This window comes from Mesorhizobium sp. P2_E10 (assembly GCF_056404235.1).
Genome location: NZ_JBFUEK010000009.1, coordinates 134,642 through 150,741 on the forward strand (window position 1 = coordinate 134,642; position 16,100 = coordinate 150,741).

Genomic DNA, 16,100 nt, shown 5'->3' on the forward strand with positions numbered 1-16,100 from the left:
GACCTAGCGCCGCCGCCAAACCCTGCCGATCACCTGTCTGGCTGCGCTGGTGCCAAGCGGAGCTATGGCTTCGATGTATTCTATGGTTCGCAATACCGTATAGTGGTCGATCTTCTCGGAGTAGCGCCCCGGTTCAATTCCAGACCCATACATTACAGTAAAAATGCGGTTTCTGGTGCTGTAGTCATCCTCATCGAACGTCACTATGAACAGGCTGTTGTGTGCCCTTGACCAATTGGCGTAGCCGCCAAGGTGGCTTTGCAGCCAGACATCCGCCTGGCTTATCGTGCCGTCATGCATATCATTTGTGAGATTGGGGATCACGAAACTGACCGACGGCAGTTTCGTGTAGTCGCGGGGAAAACCGGCCAAAGGTTTGCCAAAGCCCTTTGCGTCCACAAACGATTCCCAAGGATTGTGTTTTCGCGGGGATCCGGCTTCGACATAGCCGGCAAATGTCTTGCCGTGGGCATGAAGACGGGCGGCTAGGTTCGGCGCTGCGAAGCTATGCAAGCCATCGTCGTGGACGCCTTGTGTCGAGCCGCTAAAGAGCGCGAAATAATTGGGCTGGCTGGGGTGGGCAACCCCATAGGAGTTGTCAAACAGAGCGCCTCCCTTTGCCAGCTTCTTCAAATAGGCGGCTTCCTTTGTCTGGAAAATTTGATCAAAGGAATGGTTCTCCATGATGACGACAACGATGTGGTCGTATTTCGGAGGGCTTTTCGACGATGCAACCGCCGTACCTTCTGATAGCGCGATGCTGCTCGCAAGAAGGACAACGGCGGACAAGCGTCGAAGCGTCTCGTAGCCACTTTGCCTACGCACGGAATTTCCCTTCCCACGATTCCGGTCTGCAAGATGCTCCCGAAAGCTACTGGCGCAACACCGTGTTCTTGGCGCCTGCTTCGACCTGATCGATCACCAGCAGCTTGACCGGGTCGGTGCCGATATTGGTGGCCTGATGCCACTGTCCGATCATCTCGACGATGAAATCGCCGGTCTGATAGGTGTTGCTCTTGCCGCTCTCGATACCCGTGACTTTCAGTGTGCCGGCCAGGACATAGGCATAGCGGGCAAACGGATGCTTGTGCACCGGCAAGGTCGCACCCGGCGCGATGTCAAAGGTGGAAACCAGGACCTGGACGTTTTTCTGCGGCAAGGTGATCGGCTGGCCGGAGGCGGTCTCCGTGCGCGAGGCAAGCGGGGTCACCACCACAGGGGTGCCGCTGGCATCGAGCGCCCAAGCGGGGTTTGCAGATAGCGTGGCTGCGAACAGCAGCGACAATGCCATGATCTTTCGCATCGTTCCTCCCAGGTTCTGGTTCACCATCGCGTAGCCAGGATGCGCGCGCAAGCTGCGCCAAAGCATCATCCGCCCGCGCCATCATCCATCATCGTATTGGTGAGCGCCTGATAGACACTGCTGCATGCTTGAGAGCGGGGGCAGTTTTTCACGATGAGGATCGGTACGACAGTCAATGCAGCAGCGATCAGGACTTGCAGCAAGAGAAGGACGGGCGCGAGCCGTTTGCCGAACAGCCCCCGGCAAAGGAAATAGAGACTTTGCGCCACGCATGCCCAGGCGAGAATGCGCAGCAGTTCGCTGGTCGCCTTCGCGTATGGCGTTATGTAGCCATCGGGAAAGCCCAGCATGCCAAGGTCGACCAGGCACTGCAGACCGAGCAGGCAAGACAGGCATGCCCACAGCAGGATGGGCGCACGGATGACGAAAGTGTTCTGCATTCAACGCTCATAACCGTGGATGCCGCCGCCCGCCAAGCACTGCCGGGCGAGGCAAAGGCAATTTATCACTTGGTCGACCAAGCTTGCCTCGATGCGCGAGGCCGCTGGAAACGCGTGCAGCACCACGCCGGCACCGCGCGAAGGGCATGAAGCGGACGCAATGGGTCAAGCCGCGCCTCGGGGCTGGACCTTCAATCGATGATCGACGCGAAGATGTGTGCTGTCCCATTTCGGGAGAGAATTGCCGGCATCCATCTTGCACCGCAAGCTTCGCCGGTTGATCCCGGCCCTGATCGCTACTGCGATCAGGTGTAGGCTCGCCGGGTTTGAGGTGGTTGGGGTCTTCGCCCGGCGAGTTCTACTGCATTGAGCCGGTGCCATTGACGGCAAGCAAAACAGCCGCGGCCCGACAGTAAGTTGGGGTGCATTCGACTGACCGTCGGGCCTGACCGGCTCGGGCGGGCGAGCCAGCTAAAGCAGACCCTAATATTAGCAACCCTGCAGCATAACCCTGTTCGAACGTTTTCCCCCGCTAATGGCTGTCCCGGTGGCCATCCATCCATCTTTGCCATGCGCGCGCCTGGACGCAGCTTTCATCCGATGGAACGGGACGGGGACGGTACCCCCCTACGCCTGCGACCACCGATTGGCTTAATTGCGTGGTTGCTAATATGCCGGTAAATTTGCGGTGCGGGAGGAACCCATAAGCCCACCGCAGTGGCCGGTGCGATGTTCGTCCCCGAAGGCTGCAAGCCGCACCGGCCATTCCCCTACGGAGGTGCCGCGCCTGTCTTTTGCAATACCGTCCAGAGCCATCCTGATGTCTGGACGGTCGATGCCGCCGCTGCAAAGAGTGATCAGGCAACGGGCCAGATGCTCGCGCGCGGCCGGCCTGCTCGCAACAGTCGTCTGGAATTCGGGTGAGTGTTGCCAGCTGTGTTTCTTCAGGCGTGCTGCGGAAAAGCGCAACCACGCGGCCTGCCAGCGCGAAGAAGACGGCGACGGAGGATGGCGCCCGGGCGAGATCAAACGTGCTGAGGATGCACACGCCAGATTCATCAAACCTATTTCACCGCGACGACCGTGCCCGCCGCATCGAGGCGACATCCGACCCGTGCCTGCCGAACCTCGATGCCGCCTTGCCTTGCATAGTCTATGCGCACCTCAATCGGTGCGGTGAGGGCGCCGCGACGATGTCGGCGCAGGGACCCTGCGCTGACTACGTGCACACGCAAGGCACCAAGTGGCGTCGCAGCCGACATGATCGCCTGGCGGCAGACGCGAACCACGGCAGGCGGGGTGCCAGGTATCGCCGTTAACGGCACCTGAAGCCGTAGCATGGGATAACCTGTGGTGCCCGGGCCGAACATGTCGCGACCACCTTTGGAAGGCCTGAGGCTGCGTGGCAGGACGATTGCGTGTGGCGCGTCCTTGGTCACGACCAGGGCGGCCGTCTTCTTGCTGGCACCGACACTGGCTGGCCCCGTGGTACCCCCCAACGCAGTGCTCACTCCACCACTTGTCGTACCGCCGAGGTTGGTGCTGGCTCCAACGTTGGCGCCAAGCGATCCCGTGCCGACTGACCCTCCAACGTTTGCCCCCCCGATTCCGTCGACGCTCGCGCCAACGCCGACGGAGGCGCCGTTCGAGCCAACGCCCAGACCGGCGCTGACCCCGACACCACCGACGTTGCCTCCAACACCTAGGTCAAGAGCAGAAGCAGGCCCGATCGCAACTGCGATCGTCAATGCGCAAGCCAGATACTTGCGCATCACCATATTCCTGGTGCTGGGCGCAATGGCGCCCGCGTCGGGAGCAAGGTGGCGGGCAGCGTAATCGTCGTCAGCCGAACAGGTTGCGATGACTTGCGGACCGCCACTTTGCGGATTTCTCGCCCCTGAGGTTCATGGGTTGATCGAGCCTGCTTCCTTGCGAGTGCAACGGTACCTGCGCGATCACTGGCGCGTGCTTTGGGAGCGGGCTCGGTGGTCTGAGCGCGAGGCGCATCGCGAGCTTTCAGCATGTCGATGTCGTTGCGCGCCGCAGTGAGGTCGCGGGCCAGGCCAACGGCCCTTTCGCGCTGTTGCTCCAAAGCAGCAGAAAGCCGGTCGACTTCCTCCTTTGCCGCGTCACGATCCTGGCTGGCAGCATTGAGATCGAGCGCGAGAGCATCTGCTCTCCCGCGTTCCAATACGAGCGCTTCGCCGGCTCGCTTTGCAGCGGCCTCGGCAACCTCGCGGCGCTGAATGCTGTCGAGTTGTGCAGCCGCAGCCAGTTTTCCGCTTACCTCCAGAGCATCGAGAGATTGGTGCGCCGCGGCAAGATCGCGTTCGAAGCGCTCAACTTTCTGCCGCTCCTCGTCAAGCGCGCGCCTCGCTCCAGACAGCGAAACCTCCGCAGCTTGGTGCGCTCCGAGTGCGGCGGCCTTTTCGCGGATAGCGAGAACGGCTTTGGCCTGCAAGCTTTCGACTTTGCGCTGCGCCATCGCCAGATCCCGCGCGAGCAGTTCGGCTCTTTGCTTCTGCTCTTCAAGGGCTCGTCCCTGAAGAGCCGTTGCGTCTACAACAGCACGCGCCCGTACGCCTGCGTCGGCTGTGACGCGTCGCATCGTATCGAGTTCTTCGCGCGCTGTGCGAGAACCGTTGATGTCTGGTAGCGCCGCCAGCGGGAGCCCCTCGACTTTGGCGCGGCCCGAAGACGCTGCCGATTGCCTGCGCTGGACGGTCGTAACCGGACGCACGTCGAACCCGCTTCTGGCCTGCAGGCGATCGGTAATCAGCTTTGCCAATTCACTCTCACGCAGACCTGCGGCGGGAACTTGTCCAATGGCTGGAAGATCCAGCTTCCCGGCTGTATCGATCGTAAAAGCACGGTTAAGCTCCGCGCCCTCCGTAACGCCGCCGCGCAAGGCATCCCACCCCGAGACATTTACCTCGACAGTGTCTTGAGGGACGAGCTTGTCGTCAGTCTCCGACTGACCTCTTGCTGAAACAGCAAATAACAGGATGAGGCAGAACGGGATGAGGCTTATCGTGGCGCAGTGTGACCTCTCGCGGGCGCCATGAAACAAGGCTGCCACGGTTGAGAATTGTCGGTTGCCGCGGGGGAATGCAGGGCTGCGGCAATCCGCCTTCGGCCTCTGGGCACGATCCATGACTGGACCTCCACGACTCACTGGCCACGCGCGATCCTTGCTTCGATCCGAGGCGCAAAACTCGTGCGCACCGCGTTGCCGGATTCCGCAACCACGGCGTGAGCCTAACAAAGTTGACCAGCAGTGGTGAGTACCAAATAGAGCTAAGCAGTATCACCAAATTGAGTTAATCGGTCGATCAGTTCACTTGCAACTCTTTGCCGCGCCCGGCCTCACGGGTATGGCAGGTTTTCGGCGTGGTAAGTCTCACAACAGCCACAGCAGATACCATGATATCCTCACCAAAGGAGGAAACGATGGTTTCGGTTATTGCAAGTCAGCATCGGCAGATACCGGAAACTCAACTGAAAGCGGTGAAGCCAGAAACAGGCGAAGGATTTGCGCCAGGCAAGAGCGCCGACAGCGTTGGACATCGCGCCAAGGCAATGGTTGCCGAAACGGGCGACACGAGTTCTAGCGCTCAAGGAGCCGCCGCATCGAAGATCGCCAGAATGGACATCACAGTGTTGACGCCACCGCCCGAAGAAACACCTGCGGAGTAAAGCTAGGCCAGACGCGACCCAGAGGCGGCTGCCTTCATGGTGGTGGCTATGCATTGTCTCATTGCACCGGCAGAAATTCGGGCGCGCCTAGGACTAACTCGCCGACCTTGCGTCGCATGTCCTTGGCAAAAACACTATATCGCACTCGCAACAACGCGCGAGCGATAGGCAAGCGGCCAACAGGGCCGGTGAATTAAGCCGCTACTTCCATGCGATCCATGGAACGTCTGTGGCTCGGCGCCCTCCTTTGACACTGAACAAACAAGAGGGGCGCCGAGCCTTTACCGACGGCGCTTTGAGGGAAGCGCGCCGAGTAGTGAGTGTACCGCTCTCGCTAGAGTTGTGGGAATACAGCCTTTTGGACGATGGTCCGCAGCGAGCGCTGGTGAAGACGGCCGGCGCCGCAAGGGCGCTTGTTGGGGTGCTTAGGTGGGGGGCGCCGGCCAGGGCGGAAATGGGGTCCGCCGCCAAGATAGGCTAACAGACGGGCCGCAGTTGCATATGGTGTGATCGCGGAAGTAAGGGCATGGCCGGCAAGTATGTCGCGCTGCCTGTAGCGCCAGACGGCACCGGCAAGCATCGGGGCGGCGATGTAGAGAGGTACCAAATGCAAGGGCCACTGGAGGCTTATTGGACAGTAGGTTTGGGTATGAACTTGGGCGATTGTAAATCGTGGCCCAACTTTGTTGCCTGACTGGGCCTAAGTATAATCGGAACAACATCACCTTCGGTCGGGAACAGGAGTAGGGCGACACCGCCAACTGCTTCACTCATCGCTACCTCCCACTTGTCGATGGCGATTGCCGGTTTCTCGATATTGATCTTGCTTGCCATTGATTGCCCCTTGCCCAAGAGGCAGCATCGCGCAACCTGTGCGCGAACGCAAGCTTCGCCTCCCGCAAGGGAGAGCTTCCGGTAACGGCCCCCTTACGTCAGGTAAGGCGCAGATTAAGGAGATCACACCGAAACCGAAGAACCGCTAGGGTTTCCTTTGTTTCGTAAATTAACCTTGATCAAATGAGGTAGTGATCCTCGCTGGCCATTACTTGCGTGACTGCTAAAATAATGAAACGCTCCGCCCATGTTGGGAATGGGGCGATGGAAGAAAGCCCGGGTAGATTTAGTTGCATTCTTGAACCGACTGGCGGTTGGATGGTTTGGGATGACGTCACTAGCGAGCCCGCAAGCTTGGGCGGGAAAATACTTATGGGCTGCACACGGGAGCGCGCCGAGTCTGCTCGTGACGTACTAGAGCGGATTTACAAAAACGGGCTGCACGCTCGACCGGCTGGCCACTCCCGCTATTGACGGCGGCTTCGGCTTCCGGGCCTTTCTTTATCCAGCGACGGCCAGACCAATGCCGACACCGATTTTACAGGCTGTCCCATCGGACTTGGCGAACTCTTCTGGACCGAAGACGATTTCACCAACCTTCTTTCTCATATCCTTTGCAAACACCGCGTAGCGCGAGAGTCCAGATGTCGTCGAGCGCGGGGGAGCAAGAGGCACGGAATTTGCGACTGCATCATCGAATAGGGAGAGGAGCCAAATGATGCCTCAAGGTGGAACGACAGCGCGAACACGGTACGTGCCAGAATGGCGCTTCAACAAGAGAACGTTTGAGCTTCCGTACCTCATGAAGCTCGGCAACATTGGCCGCCAGGAAGCGCTCGCTTTGATCGCTAGGCATAGTGGGGACAGAGACAAAATCACTGCCGAGCTGTTTTCGCAGAGAGGTCGATCACAATAGCTTTCGCTTCGGCGCTGTAGGGGACAGCGGGTGGCGGAAACGCGCGGCCTTGTGACCTCTATGTGGGCTTGTTCACATCCTGCTTACCGGATCTGCCGGTATGTCTTTTTTAATTGAAGGCCTACCCGCGCCGGTCATATAAAAATCGGCGTTTCCCATTGCTTCTAAGGGAGCGGCTGCGATGGATGACGTGACGCTGAACGGCAAGGTGCATCCTTGTGTGGAAGTGGTAGAGGCCTGCGGCGAGTGGTTCGTCCGCGTGGTTGAGGAAGACCAAGAAGTAACCCGATGGTTCGAGATTGAATCTTTCGCTCTGGTCTTCGCGGAAGGCCAGCGGCGACGTCTAGGGCTTGATCGGTTCGCACGAATTTGAGCCGTTTTGCTACGGCCACGCCGCAAGCGCAGGAACCGCGACTGGAAGCCGACTTTCGAAAGCACTTATGGCGGGCGGCCCAGCGGCTTGGTTGCGAGGGGGACTGGCAGCGGAAGGCCGCTGGGCCTGACCGGCAGCGGCCTTGAGGATGAGCGCGCGTCCGGCTGGCTAATATATATACCTTTGCTAATATGATTGGGGCTTATCAGTCTGAACGATGGAAGCAGCAAAAGGTGGAGCACGCGCGTCCACTGGCGGGCGCCAGGACGCGCGGGACGCTTCGGCGGCGTAGGAGAGCGGCCGGCGGGAACGCGTGCTGGCGAGTCTCTGTTGCGTGCTGTTGCCCTACATTGTGATCGAGACATATGACAGCAGGTAAAGGATCGCCACGGCCGCCGTAGCGAGTACGACCAATACGCCAAAGCTGCTCATGCTTTCTCACCTCCGCTTCAAGTACAAGGCGCCGCTTGCCGCGGCCGGCGTCCTCTCCTTGGGGGCAGAATTGCCTGAACAGACGCCGACCTGGCGGTCCCTTGATTTGGGGCTCGCCGCATATACAAATCCGCTAATCTACCTCGGAAGGATATGGTGTGATCGCGTAAGGTCTTGCCAAAGCAGGAAGCGCCTGGGAATATAATCCTTCGTTGCGGCGAGCCCCTTCAGGAGATCGCCATTCCCATGATCATGAAATATCCATTTGTCGAGGACACGCTCGGCAAGAAGCTCAAGGCCGGAACGGGTCTCTCGGTCGACTGCATGACCTGCCATCGAAGTGTGAAGCTCGACGTCAAAGCGCTCGTCGACCGCCTCGGCGAAGATCACGGCTGCATGTACTGGGATCTGATCAAGGTGCTATTTTGTCAGCCATGCCGGGAAGCCGGCCGCGGCGATCGGAACCTCGCCTTCACCAACCATGCCGTGACGCCGGACCAGCGGCGCTAAGCGAATAGGCCCCGGCGCCAGGGTTGAATGCGCCGGGGCCATTTCACCAAGTCCGCCGCAACTTAAGCGATATCTGATTCTTGACCTAACGTCAGGAACTTGACGAAGCCGCGCGGTCAGCAAGCCGCCTCCGGCTGCTCGGCTTGGTTGACTGACCGACTCGGCGCTATATCGGCGGCATGGGCAAGGGCTGGACGTTTCAACGGTTGATAGACGAGAAGATGACGGTGACGGCGCACTGTCATCACGCGCCATGCAACCATAGCCAGAAGCTCGACCTGCTGAATCTCCGCGACCGCTTCGGTCCAGAGGCGCCGGCGATGGCGGATGACCTCATTCCCAGGCTGAAATACGCCAAGTGTGGAAGCAAGAAAGTCGGGCCGATCTACACGCCTGATTCGCGGCCGAACGCATACGGCAGGGCAAAGGACGGTCCGTGACCGGGATCACGGAACCTAACGGCTGGTTCCGCTTTAATGGCCCCATGAGCACTCGCGGAACCATGACGCGGGCGTGGCGGTAGGGGAGCGATCGCATGACCGGGATGCCGGTGACAACCTACATCGTGAGCGTTTTTGAGGCGCCGCACTGGCGGACTGTCTTGACCACGACAGACATAAACCAGGCTCTGGCCAAGGCAAAGGAAATCGGCGACCAGGCGCGGGTCGAGCGGCGCGTTCAATACGGTGGATGACACGCCGTCAAAACCCGATTCTTGCGCAACCTCACCCCGGCTCCGCCGGCCACCAGCAGCCCGCCGCGTGCCCCCACGCGACGGACCTCTGATGGCGGCTACATCCCAAAGGAATCAACCGCTTGTAGTTGTATTGTGAACCGCGGGATCGCGTCAGCCTATGGTGTGATCGCGGAAGCACGAGGAGATCGGCAACAAGGTCAGGGTTGAGGAGATCACGCCGAAGGTGAACCGGCGCTAGGGCCAGCCAGCCACACGCGGGTCATTGGTCAGCACGGTTCATCGTCGTTCGGCTGCTATACCTACGCAGACTTTCTTCAAGCACGATGGCAGTCGAGATCGCGACACCTCTAGGACCAAACTTCCTTGTGGCCTCCAAAAGACCAAGCGTAGCTCCAGCAAATAATCTGCCGTCATTTGATGTTGATGGATCGTTTGCCGCCGACTGTAGATATTCGTCGACGTCGTTGTAGAGCGCATTGGGAGCCGGCATTTTCAGCTGAACAAGCTGATCAACCGTTGCCCTAGTTCGGCTCTCCCTCTCAAAAAACCAGAAGTAAGCCATGTAGCGAGCGAAGCCGTGGAGGGCCAGCACCATTTGAGTCAACCAAATTGCGACAGTGGCAGCTGCGGCTACCACCAATGCTGCCGGCCAATCGTTCCAAATCGACGCTATGGCCAGGACGATCGCAAAATCTAGAATCGACCAAAGGATGATGCCTGCCCAAAAGCTGCGGCTCTCAGATGATTGAAATCGTGTCGCCATGATTGCTGCCGCTGTTAACCTCTCACCAGAATGATGACTAACAGGACTAGGACGCAACCTACGAGCCCGACCAAATGCCTTTGAGATTGCTGGATTTCGGGGATTCGGTTTCGCATCATTTCGAGGTCAGTGAGCATGTCGCGCTGGTTCCCGCGCATCCCCTGCAATTCACTCGCAATACTTTTGATTCGCTCTTCTATGGGGTCGGTCATTTCCGCAGCCTCACCCCAGCCCCGCCGCCATTCTCGGCGACGAACTCGACGCCGGCCAATTCGAGGGCGGCACGCAAGGCCGATTTGTCATGGTTCCGATCTCTTCTAAGCCTGCCAGCCTTTGTCGAAGCAAGACACGTCCAGTCAATTTCGACTAGCAGCAGACCGTTCGCAGGTAATAGCTCGCGCCGTCTATTATCATAAAGCCGGCGCTGCTCGCCCCGGTGCACACCGCTAACTGTCATTCGGTCCGGCTTGTCGAAATGTCTTATCGCCTCGCTATGCTGCCGTTCGCGATACTCGATAACTAGGGCGTGGTTGACGTAAAACGCATCTACCGGGAGACATCGCCGCATTCCTAGTCGTCCAGGATCTCCGCGCAAAAAATCAAAGGTGGCCTGACGCTGTGACTGACAACCTAGAAGCTCGTCGCACAGGTCAAGGACGTATGTCTCATCACTATCCTTTCGCACGTTTTTCCCTCTGCATTACCCGACATAGAACCGGGTCCAATGCCGACCCATTTAGCCCGCTGCCTCACGGCGGCGGGCTTCAGTTACAGCGGCGTGGCAGCCGCCCACAGGTCGGCGTAGGCGGAAATCTTGAGCGTTGTAACCTCGGCCGGGGCTACGGTTATGGACGCTGGCGACCTGCCGGCGAGATTCTTGAACGACTGGCTGACGTTCCAGACCTTGGCGTCGTCGACGATGATAAGCCGATCATGCAATAACCGTGGCGCCGTGGCGCGAGCCTCTATGGGTCGTCTGGCTCCATATTGGGCACCCCATCGATGTGCCGCCGGCGCGAGTGTCGCCACCGTCTTCGGTGAAAAGGAATCAGCCAGCAGATCGATCTTGACTCCTTCGGCCGCCATGGCGGCAAAGTCAGTCAAAACAGTATGATCCAGATACGGGTCCACGAAGAGCAGCCTTGACCTCGCCTCCTTCAAAACCTTGCCGATAGCGGTCATCGCGTCCATTGCGCTGCCGACAGCAAGGAAAGACCCAGAAGATGCTGCAGGTGCTGCCAGCTCGGCGCGCGCCAGCGCACGCTGCAGGAGGAGCCAAAAGGTGTTCGCGTAAATGTCTGGGTGCTTGCGATACCATTCCGAAGCATCCCTGACTGCAGCCATATCCATCAGGTTGCCGACCGCCTCGACCAGGGCAACAGCCTGGCTGGCCCATATCGCCTTCTCTGCGCTGTATACCTCCATCCCGGCAGGCATTGACTCGATATGGTGGCCGATGCGGACGTACAGTTCTTGCGCGTCGATCGATCGGGTAAGCATGGTCACCTCGACGCCTCTTGTATGTCACGTCCATATCGCATGGACCTAGCGGAGTGTGACAGGGAACCCTTGGAAATCAAACTGCCACGCCGGCCCAGAATCGGATCAGGCTCGCAGTTGTAGCCCACGGTGTAGCCCAAAGTCGAAAAGCACCCAAAATTCAAGGATGCTAAACTTTGTCTAAGTGCTTGAAAAGATTTGGCTCCCCGGGCCGGATACATTTCCGTATCCATTGTATCCCATAGCGACCACCAGACATCGGATAAGTCGTTGAATAGCCACATTCCTCTTGCCCATAGCGTCCATGACGATTACCTATAGCGCTTACCCCAATAGCGGGGAAAAAGTGGGGAAAGTGATATGGGGAGCCATACCAGGAACGTTCTGACAGTGAAGTCTATTGGGGCCAGCAAAGCGACCAAGCTTCGCGACGGTGGCGGGCTGTGGCTGGTGGCGAAGGGTAAGGGTCGATATTGGATCTTGGACTATCGTTTCGGCGGCAAGCGGCGTGAGTTGGGATTGGGACCGCTGCACACTGTCGGCCTGGCCGAAGCCCGGCAGAAGGCTGAGGCGGCTCGCGCGCTAGTGCGACAGGGTGTAGACCCGATCGAGCATAGGCACGGCGTCGAGGCGATCGAGGCAGCCAAGGCTGAGGCTAAGGTGAAGACGTTCGGGCAATACGCGGACGACTTCATTGACGCGGCGGTCAAGGCCGGACGGTGGCGCGGCGCCAAGACTGAGGCGGGATGGCGAAACACCATGACCACTCATGCAGGACCGATCCGCAAGACTGCTGTAGCCGAGATCGGTGTACAACATGTCTTATCGGTCCTTCGACCGCTGTGGGGCGTCAAGCAGGAAACAGCAGAAAAGCTGCGCGAGCGCATTGAGCGCGTGCTTGATTCTGCCAAGGTCGAAGGACTGCGCGCGGGGGAGAACCCAGCTGCATGGAAGGGCAATCTGGAGCATGTCCTTCACAAGCCGGATGCTCTGACCAACACCAACAATCATCCTGCGCTGCCGTACAGTGGCGTTGCTTCGTTCGTCAAGAAACTGCGTGGCGTCGATGGCATGGGCGCGAGAGCGCTCGAGTTCACAATGCTGACTGCCGCCAGAAGCGGAGAGACGCGTGGCGCCTCGTGGCCAGAAATAGATCTGGAGCGAGCGCTCTGGATCATTCCAGCCAAACGCATGAAGGAGGGCAAAGAGCATCGCGTTGCGCTATCAAAGGCCGCAGTGAGATTGCTCAAGGCGACGCCACGATTTGAGGGTACTGATCTTGTCTTTCCGGCCGTGCGCGGCGGGAAACTATCTGACATGACTTTGGCCGCTGCAATCAAGCGAATGCATGCTTTGGAGCTTGAAGCCGGACGGGCAGGGTGGGTCGACCCTAAACAACTTGGCGCTGACGGAAAGCCAAAGGTTGTAACCACGCATGGCATGCGCTCGACGTTTAAGGACTGGGCCACAGAAGCCTCTGACCATCCGCGCGAGCTTGCCGAGATGGCATTAGCTCACGCTGTCGGCGATGCGGTCGAGCGAGCGTACGCGCGCGGCGATGCGTTGGAAAAGCGGCGTGCGCTCATGGAGGATTGGGCCGCCTATTGTACCAGCGGCACCAAGTAACTGTGCCACCGTTGCCGATTTGGCCGCAAAAACTTATATACGCGCTATCAGCAACCTTCGCTGTGTGCGTGGACCTTTTAGTCCGCCTGCAGGATGGCCAGACCAGCATCCCGCCGATCCCAGAGCGGACGGTGACATAACCTCCCAGATTTCAAATCAACACTTGAACCGCGTTCGGATTTCGGCCGTTCGCGAGGAGGACACATGACACCCGCAAACGACAATTCACTCACCTTGGTATCGCTCAACGATGCCGCCCGCATGACCAGCCTTAGCCGAACCATGGTCAATCGATACCGCGCTGAAGGTCGCTTCCCTTCGGCCATTCCGCTTGGTGACCGCAGGATCGCGTTCATACGAAGCGAAATCACCGAATGGATTCAGGCTCGCATATCTGCCGTCAGGGCAGCATAAAAAACCACTGCGGAACCAACCGCGGCCACTGCTAAAAAACAGGAACACTCACCTTGATAGTCAAGAACTGTAGGCCTGCTGTCCATCATGGCGGCGGGCGGTATCGCGACGTCGCGATTTTCGATGCCGAGATTGTTGAAGGCTTTGAGGTGCTCGGCCTCAAGTTGGCGCTAACGCCGGAAGGCAGGCGCTTCGTATTCGCCCCACAGAAGCATGGACAGCGCTTCGCCAGGTTCACAGGCGCGTACGCGCGCCAAATGGCGGATGCCGCCTTTGACCAGTTTGGAGGCGTCGTCGCCAATGTCCCTTCCTGAAATTGCGCCCTTCGAACTGCCGGCTGGTTTCGGCGACCAGGCCGAGCCTGCCATAGACTTTATTGGCGTTGATCCGCGAGAGCACGCCTTGGACTGTCTGACCGACTATGCCGACATGCTATACGGCGACAAGGTGCTGGTGCCGTTTGCGGACTGCGAGCCGGATTGGAAGAATACCACTCGCGACACTATCGAAAAGTTTTCGGGCCATTGGACAGAACTGAAGCCGGAAGACGTTCCGCGGCTTGGCATTCTGACGGATAGCTTCGCTCGATTTTTGGGCGATGTTGAAGGCGTATCCGTGGTCACGCTTTGGCGCGAAGGCACCCCAATTATTCGACAGATAGACGGAGAGCCGTGCGGCGCGGCGCTTGATCTAGTCATGGACGCCATCATTGATGACGAGCCGTTAAGGGTGCTGCAAGCGGCGAAGCCGAAGGATCCACTCAAGGCGGACAACGACAACGAAGCGCCGAAGCCTATCAAGGCTAGCCCGTTTCTACTCCGCGAGCCCTCGCTCATACCCGAACGCCAATGGCTATTCGGGCACCACTACATCCGCAAATACCTGACGTCGACCGTTGGGGCTGGTGGTGGCGGAAAGTCCGCTCATGCCGTCTCCGAGACTCTTGCCATGGTGACCGGCCGCCCACTGCTTGACCCGGATGGTCCGTTGGGTAAGAAACTTCGCTCTTGGTATATTAACGTCGAAGATCCGCGCGACGAGATCGAGCGCCGCTTCTCCGCCGCAGCCAAGCACTTCGGAATCAGCAACGAGCAGATCGACGGACGGTTGTTCACCGATTCCGGGCGCGACCATGAGTTCGTCATAATGCGCCAGGTTGGTCGCGACTTTAAGGTCTGCGCACCGCTCGTAAACGCAATGGTCGCCGAGATCAAAGCCAATCAGATTGACGTAGTAATAGTGGATCCGTTCGTCTCAACGCACGAGGTTCCAGAGAACGATAATAGCGCCATTCAGCGCGTTGCGAAGGCCTGGCAGCTTGTTGCAGAGCGAGGCGATTGTTGCGTCGAGGTAATCCACCACGTCGTCAAAGGCGCTGATGAGGTGACCGCAGACTCCGGCCGCGGTGGTGGCGCGCTAAAGGATAAGGCCCGTTCCGTTCGAACGATCAACGGTATGACTCATGCGGAGGCCATCAAGGCGGGCGTCGACGATCGACGCGAGTACTTCCGTGTCGATCTCGGTAAGGTCAACATGACCAAGTCGACGCGCAGCCAGTGGCGTCGCTTCGAGTCCGTTAGCCTGGGCAACGGCGGTAAGTTTAGAAGCGAGGGCGACAGCATCGGCGTTGTCGGCCCATGGCGGTGGCCTTCTGCGAATTCCATCGCAGAGAAGGCGGAGGCGGCCCGCGTCGCACTGGTTGCGGACGTTCCTGCCGACGTGCTCGCCGGTATCAAGGTGCGGCTGGAAAACAGCGACTACAAGGCCAGCGCTCAGGCTGACACCTGGGCCGGGAAGCTCGTTGCGGAAATCCTCGGTATCGACATCAAGACCAAGGACGGCAAAGCGCAGGTTAAGGAAATGCTTGCCGCGTGGATCGATGCTGGCGAGTTGGAAGTGGTCGAAATCCTTGACCAATATCGGCATCCAAAACCGCACATAAAACCGACTGCGGCACTTTGAAAATGCGGTGCCGCAAATAGGTGCCGCAAGTGCCGCAAAACACTGCGGCGCGGCACCTGTAACCCTTGTGGGTACAGTGCCGCACGCTGCTGTGTGTAGAAAATCAAAGGTGCCGCAGATTTACGTGGTGCCGCACTTTTCAACGAGGAGACTCACCCATGGAAATTGAAATGATTCCGCTTACCAATCCAATCGATGGCATTCATCCCGACAGCGGCAAACCTGCAAAGTCGTCGGCATCGATCTATCAAGTTCGTTTGGCCCTAAGATGATTGTCCTCATCCACGACATAAACGGCACGCGCGTCGATCTCGTGGATCAAGTCAAGAACCGACGGCCTGGTGCCTAACCATATGGGAGACGCCGGTGATCACAGCCCGCACCATTACAGTCGGCGCAGAGACAGTCACCAAGCGCCGGATCTCGTGGCAGTCGCTCTGGAAACTGCGGCCGGATCTCAAGCCGATAATGACAACGAGCGGGTATTGCAATCGCGGAACAGTTTGCTGCCACGACCGGGAGGGGTTATGATCGCCGATGAGCGAAAAGACTGATGATCTAAAGCGCGAGATTCAGCAGGCCGTCGCCGTGCTAAGCGAATGCGAGGCGGCCATGTGCCTTGGTGAGAGCAGCC

At 58.9% G+C, this 16,100-nt stretch carries 16 protein-coding genes; 9 read left to right on the forward strand and 7 right to left on the reverse strand.

Translation table 11 applies throughout. From position 1 onward, the window contains the following. Positions 1 to 3: 3 nt before the first annotated feature. The 4 genes from AC1D0N_RS22935 to AC1D0N_RS22950 form a co-directional block, all read right to left on the reverse strand. Complete coding sequence (locus AC1D0N_RS22935; RefSeq protein WP_477247925.1) at positions 4 to 789, reverse strand: alkaline phosphatase family protein; 786 nt, start codon at positions 787 to 789, stop codon at positions 4 to 6. Between the two features lie 82 nt (positions 790 to 871). Continuing rightward, positions 872 to 1,303 (reverse strand): cupin domain-containing protein, encoded by a 432-nt coding sequence (locus AC1D0N_RS22940; RefSeq protein WP_477247927.1) that lies wholly within the window; start codon positions 1,301 to 1,303, stop codon positions 872 to 874. A 65-nt stretch (positions 1,304 to 1,368) separates the two neighbouring features. After that, complete coding sequence (locus AC1D0N_RS22945; protein WP_477247929.1) at positions 1,369 to 1,743, reverse strand: hypothetical protein; 375 nt, start codon at positions 1,741 to 1,743, stop codon at positions 1,369 to 1,371. Positions 1,744 to 3,514: 1,771 nt separating this feature from the next. After that, positions 3,515 to 4,822: a polysaccharide biosynthesis/export family protein gene (locus AC1D0N_RS22950; protein WP_477247931.1), complete on the reverse strand. Its 1,308-nt coding sequence runs from the start codon at positions 4,820 to 4,822 to the stop codon at positions 3,515 to 3,517. Positions 4,823 to 5,193: 371 nt separating this feature from the next. On the opposite strand from AC1D0N_RS22950, the gene AC1D0N_RS22955 reads away from it, so the two are divergent. Continuing rightward, on the forward strand, positions 5,194 to 5,439 hold the full coding sequence (locus AC1D0N_RS22955; RefSeq protein ID WP_477247933.1) for a hypothetical protein: 246 nt from the start codon (positions 5,194 to 5,196) through the stop codon (positions 5,437 to 5,439). 627 nt (positions 5,440 to 6,066) lie between these two features. On the opposite strand, the gene AC1D0N_RS22960 is transcribed toward AC1D0N_RS22955, so the two are convergent. Next, entirely contained in the window at positions 6,067 to 6,273 is a 207-nt protein-coding gene (locus AC1D0N_RS22960; RefSeq protein ID WP_477247935.1) for a hypothetical protein, read from the reverse strand. Positions 6,274 to 7,370: 1,097 nt separating this feature from the next. Here AC1D0N_RS22960 and AC1D0N_RS22965 point away from each other — a divergent pair. From AC1D0N_RS22965 to AC1D0N_RS22980, 4 genes are all read left to right on the forward strand, one after another. After that, complete coding sequence (locus tag AC1D0N_RS22965) at positions 7,371 to 7,562, forward strand: hypothetical protein (RefSeq protein WP_477247937.1); 192 nt, start codon at positions 7,371 to 7,373, stop codon at positions 7,560 to 7,562. A 678-nt stretch (positions 7,563 to 8,240) separates the two neighbouring features. After that, positions 8,241 to 8,504, forward strand: a complete 264-nt coding sequence (locus tag AC1D0N_RS22970; RefSeq protein WP_477247939.1) for a hypothetical protein — start codon at positions 8,241 to 8,243, stop codon at positions 8,502 to 8,504. 179 nt (positions 8,505 to 8,683) lie between these two features. Further along, complete coding sequence (locus tag AC1D0N_RS22975; RefSeq protein WP_477247941.1) at positions 8,684 to 8,944, forward strand: hypothetical protein; 261 nt, start codon at positions 8,684 to 8,686, stop codon at positions 8,942 to 8,944. A 95-nt stretch (positions 8,945 to 9,039) separates the two neighbouring features. Further along, positions 9,040 to 9,198 carry a hypothetical protein gene (locus AC1D0N_RS22980; RefSeq protein ID WP_477247943.1) on the forward strand — a complete coding sequence of 53 codons (159 nt, stop codon included), beginning with the start codon at positions 9,040 to 9,042 and terminating at the stop codon, positions 9,196 to 9,198. A gap of 262 nt (positions 9,199 to 9,460) precedes the next feature. Here the strand turns inward: AC1D0N_RS22980 and AC1D0N_RS22985 are convergent, their stop codons facing one another. Beyond that, positions 9,461 to 9,964, reverse strand: coding sequence for a hypothetical protein (locus AC1D0N_RS22985; protein ID WP_477247945.1), 504 nt, complete (start codon positions 9,962 to 9,964; stop codon positions 9,461 to 9,463). Positions 9,965 to 10,732: 768 nt separating this feature from the next. Beyond that, positions 10,733 to 11,470, reverse strand: a complete 738-nt coding sequence (locus AC1D0N_RS22990) for a phosphatidylserine/phosphatidylglycerophosphate/cardiolipin synthase family protein (protein WP_477247947.1) — start codon at positions 11,468 to 11,470, stop codon at positions 10,733 to 10,735. A gap of 354 nt (positions 11,471 to 11,824) precedes the next feature. On the opposite strand from AC1D0N_RS22990, the gene AC1D0N_RS22995 reads away from it, so the two are divergent. From AC1D0N_RS22995 to AC1D0N_RS23010, 4 genes are all read left to right on the forward strand, one after another. Continuing rightward, a complete protein-coding gene (locus AC1D0N_RS22995) occupies positions 11,825 to 13,090 on the forward strand; it encodes a tyrosine-type recombinase/integrase (RefSeq protein WP_477247949.1) in 1,266 nt (421 codons plus the stop codon). A 204-nt stretch (positions 13,091 to 13,294) separates the two neighbouring features. After that, positions 13,295 to 13,504 (forward strand): helix-turn-helix transcriptional regulator, encoded by a 210-nt coding sequence (locus AC1D0N_RS23000; protein WP_477247950.1) that lies wholly within the window; start codon positions 13,295 to 13,297, stop codon positions 13,502 to 13,504. 53 nt (positions 13,505 to 13,557) lie between these two features. Beyond that, a complete protein-coding gene (locus AC1D0N_RS23005; RefSeq protein ID WP_477247952.1) occupies positions 13,558 to 13,818 on the forward strand; it encodes a hypothetical protein in 261 nt (86 codons plus the stop codon). Next, a complete protein-coding gene (locus AC1D0N_RS23010; RefSeq protein WP_477247954.1) occupies positions 13,805 to 15,466 on the forward strand; it encodes an AAA family ATPase in 1,662 nt (553 codons plus the stop codon). The genes AC1D0N_RS23005 and AC1D0N_RS23010 overlap by 14 nt, the downstream gene beginning before the upstream one ends. The last annotated feature ends 634 nt before the right edge of the window (positions 15,467 to 16,100 follow it).

Coding starts and splice junctions, on each gene's coding strand:
- AC1D0N_RS23000 (WP_477247950.1), top strand. CDS start 13,295: ATGACACCCGCAAACGACAATTCACTCACCTTGGTATCGCTCAACGAT.
- AC1D0N_RS22985 (WP_477247945.1), bottom strand. CDS start 9,964: ATGGCGACACGATTTCAATCATCTGAGAGCCGCAGCTTTTGGGCAGGC.
- AC1D0N_RS23010 (WP_477247954.1), top strand. CDS start 13,805: ATGTCCCTTCCTGAAATTGCGCCCTTCGAACTGCCGGCTGGTTTCGGC.
- AC1D0N_RS22965 (WP_477247937.1), top strand. CDS start 7,371: ATGGATGACGTGACGCTGAACGGCAAGGTGCATCCTTGTGTGGAAGTG.
- AC1D0N_RS22975 (WP_477247941.1), top strand. CDS start 8,684: ATGGGCAAGGGCTGGACGTTTCAACGGTTGATAGACGAGAAGATGACG.
- AC1D0N_RS22955 (WP_477247933.1), top strand. CDS start 5,194: ATGGTTTCGGTTATTGCAAGTCAGCATCGGCAGATACCGGAAACTCAA.
- AC1D0N_RS22960 (WP_477247935.1), bottom strand. CDS start 6,273: ATGGCAAGCAAGATCAATATCGAGAAACCGGCAATCGCCATCGACAAG.
- AC1D0N_RS22980 (WP_477247943.1), top strand. CDS start 9,040: ATGACCGGGATGCCGGTGACAACCTACATCGTGAGCGTTTTTGAGGCG.
- AC1D0N_RS22970 (WP_477247939.1), top strand. CDS start 8,241: ATGATCATGAAATATCCATTTGTCGAGGACACGCTCGGCAAGAAGCTC.
- AC1D0N_RS22940 (WP_477247927.1), bottom strand. CDS start 1,303: ATGCGAAAGATCATGGCATTGTCGCTGCTGTTCGCAGCCACGCTATCT.
- AC1D0N_RS22995 (WP_477247949.1), top strand. CDS start 11,825: ATGGGGAGCCATACCAGGAACGTTCTGACAGTGAAGTCTATTGGGGCC.
- AC1D0N_RS22945 (WP_477247929.1), bottom strand. CDS start 1,743: ATGCAGAACACTTTCGTCATCCGTGCGCCCATCCTGCTGTGGGCATGC.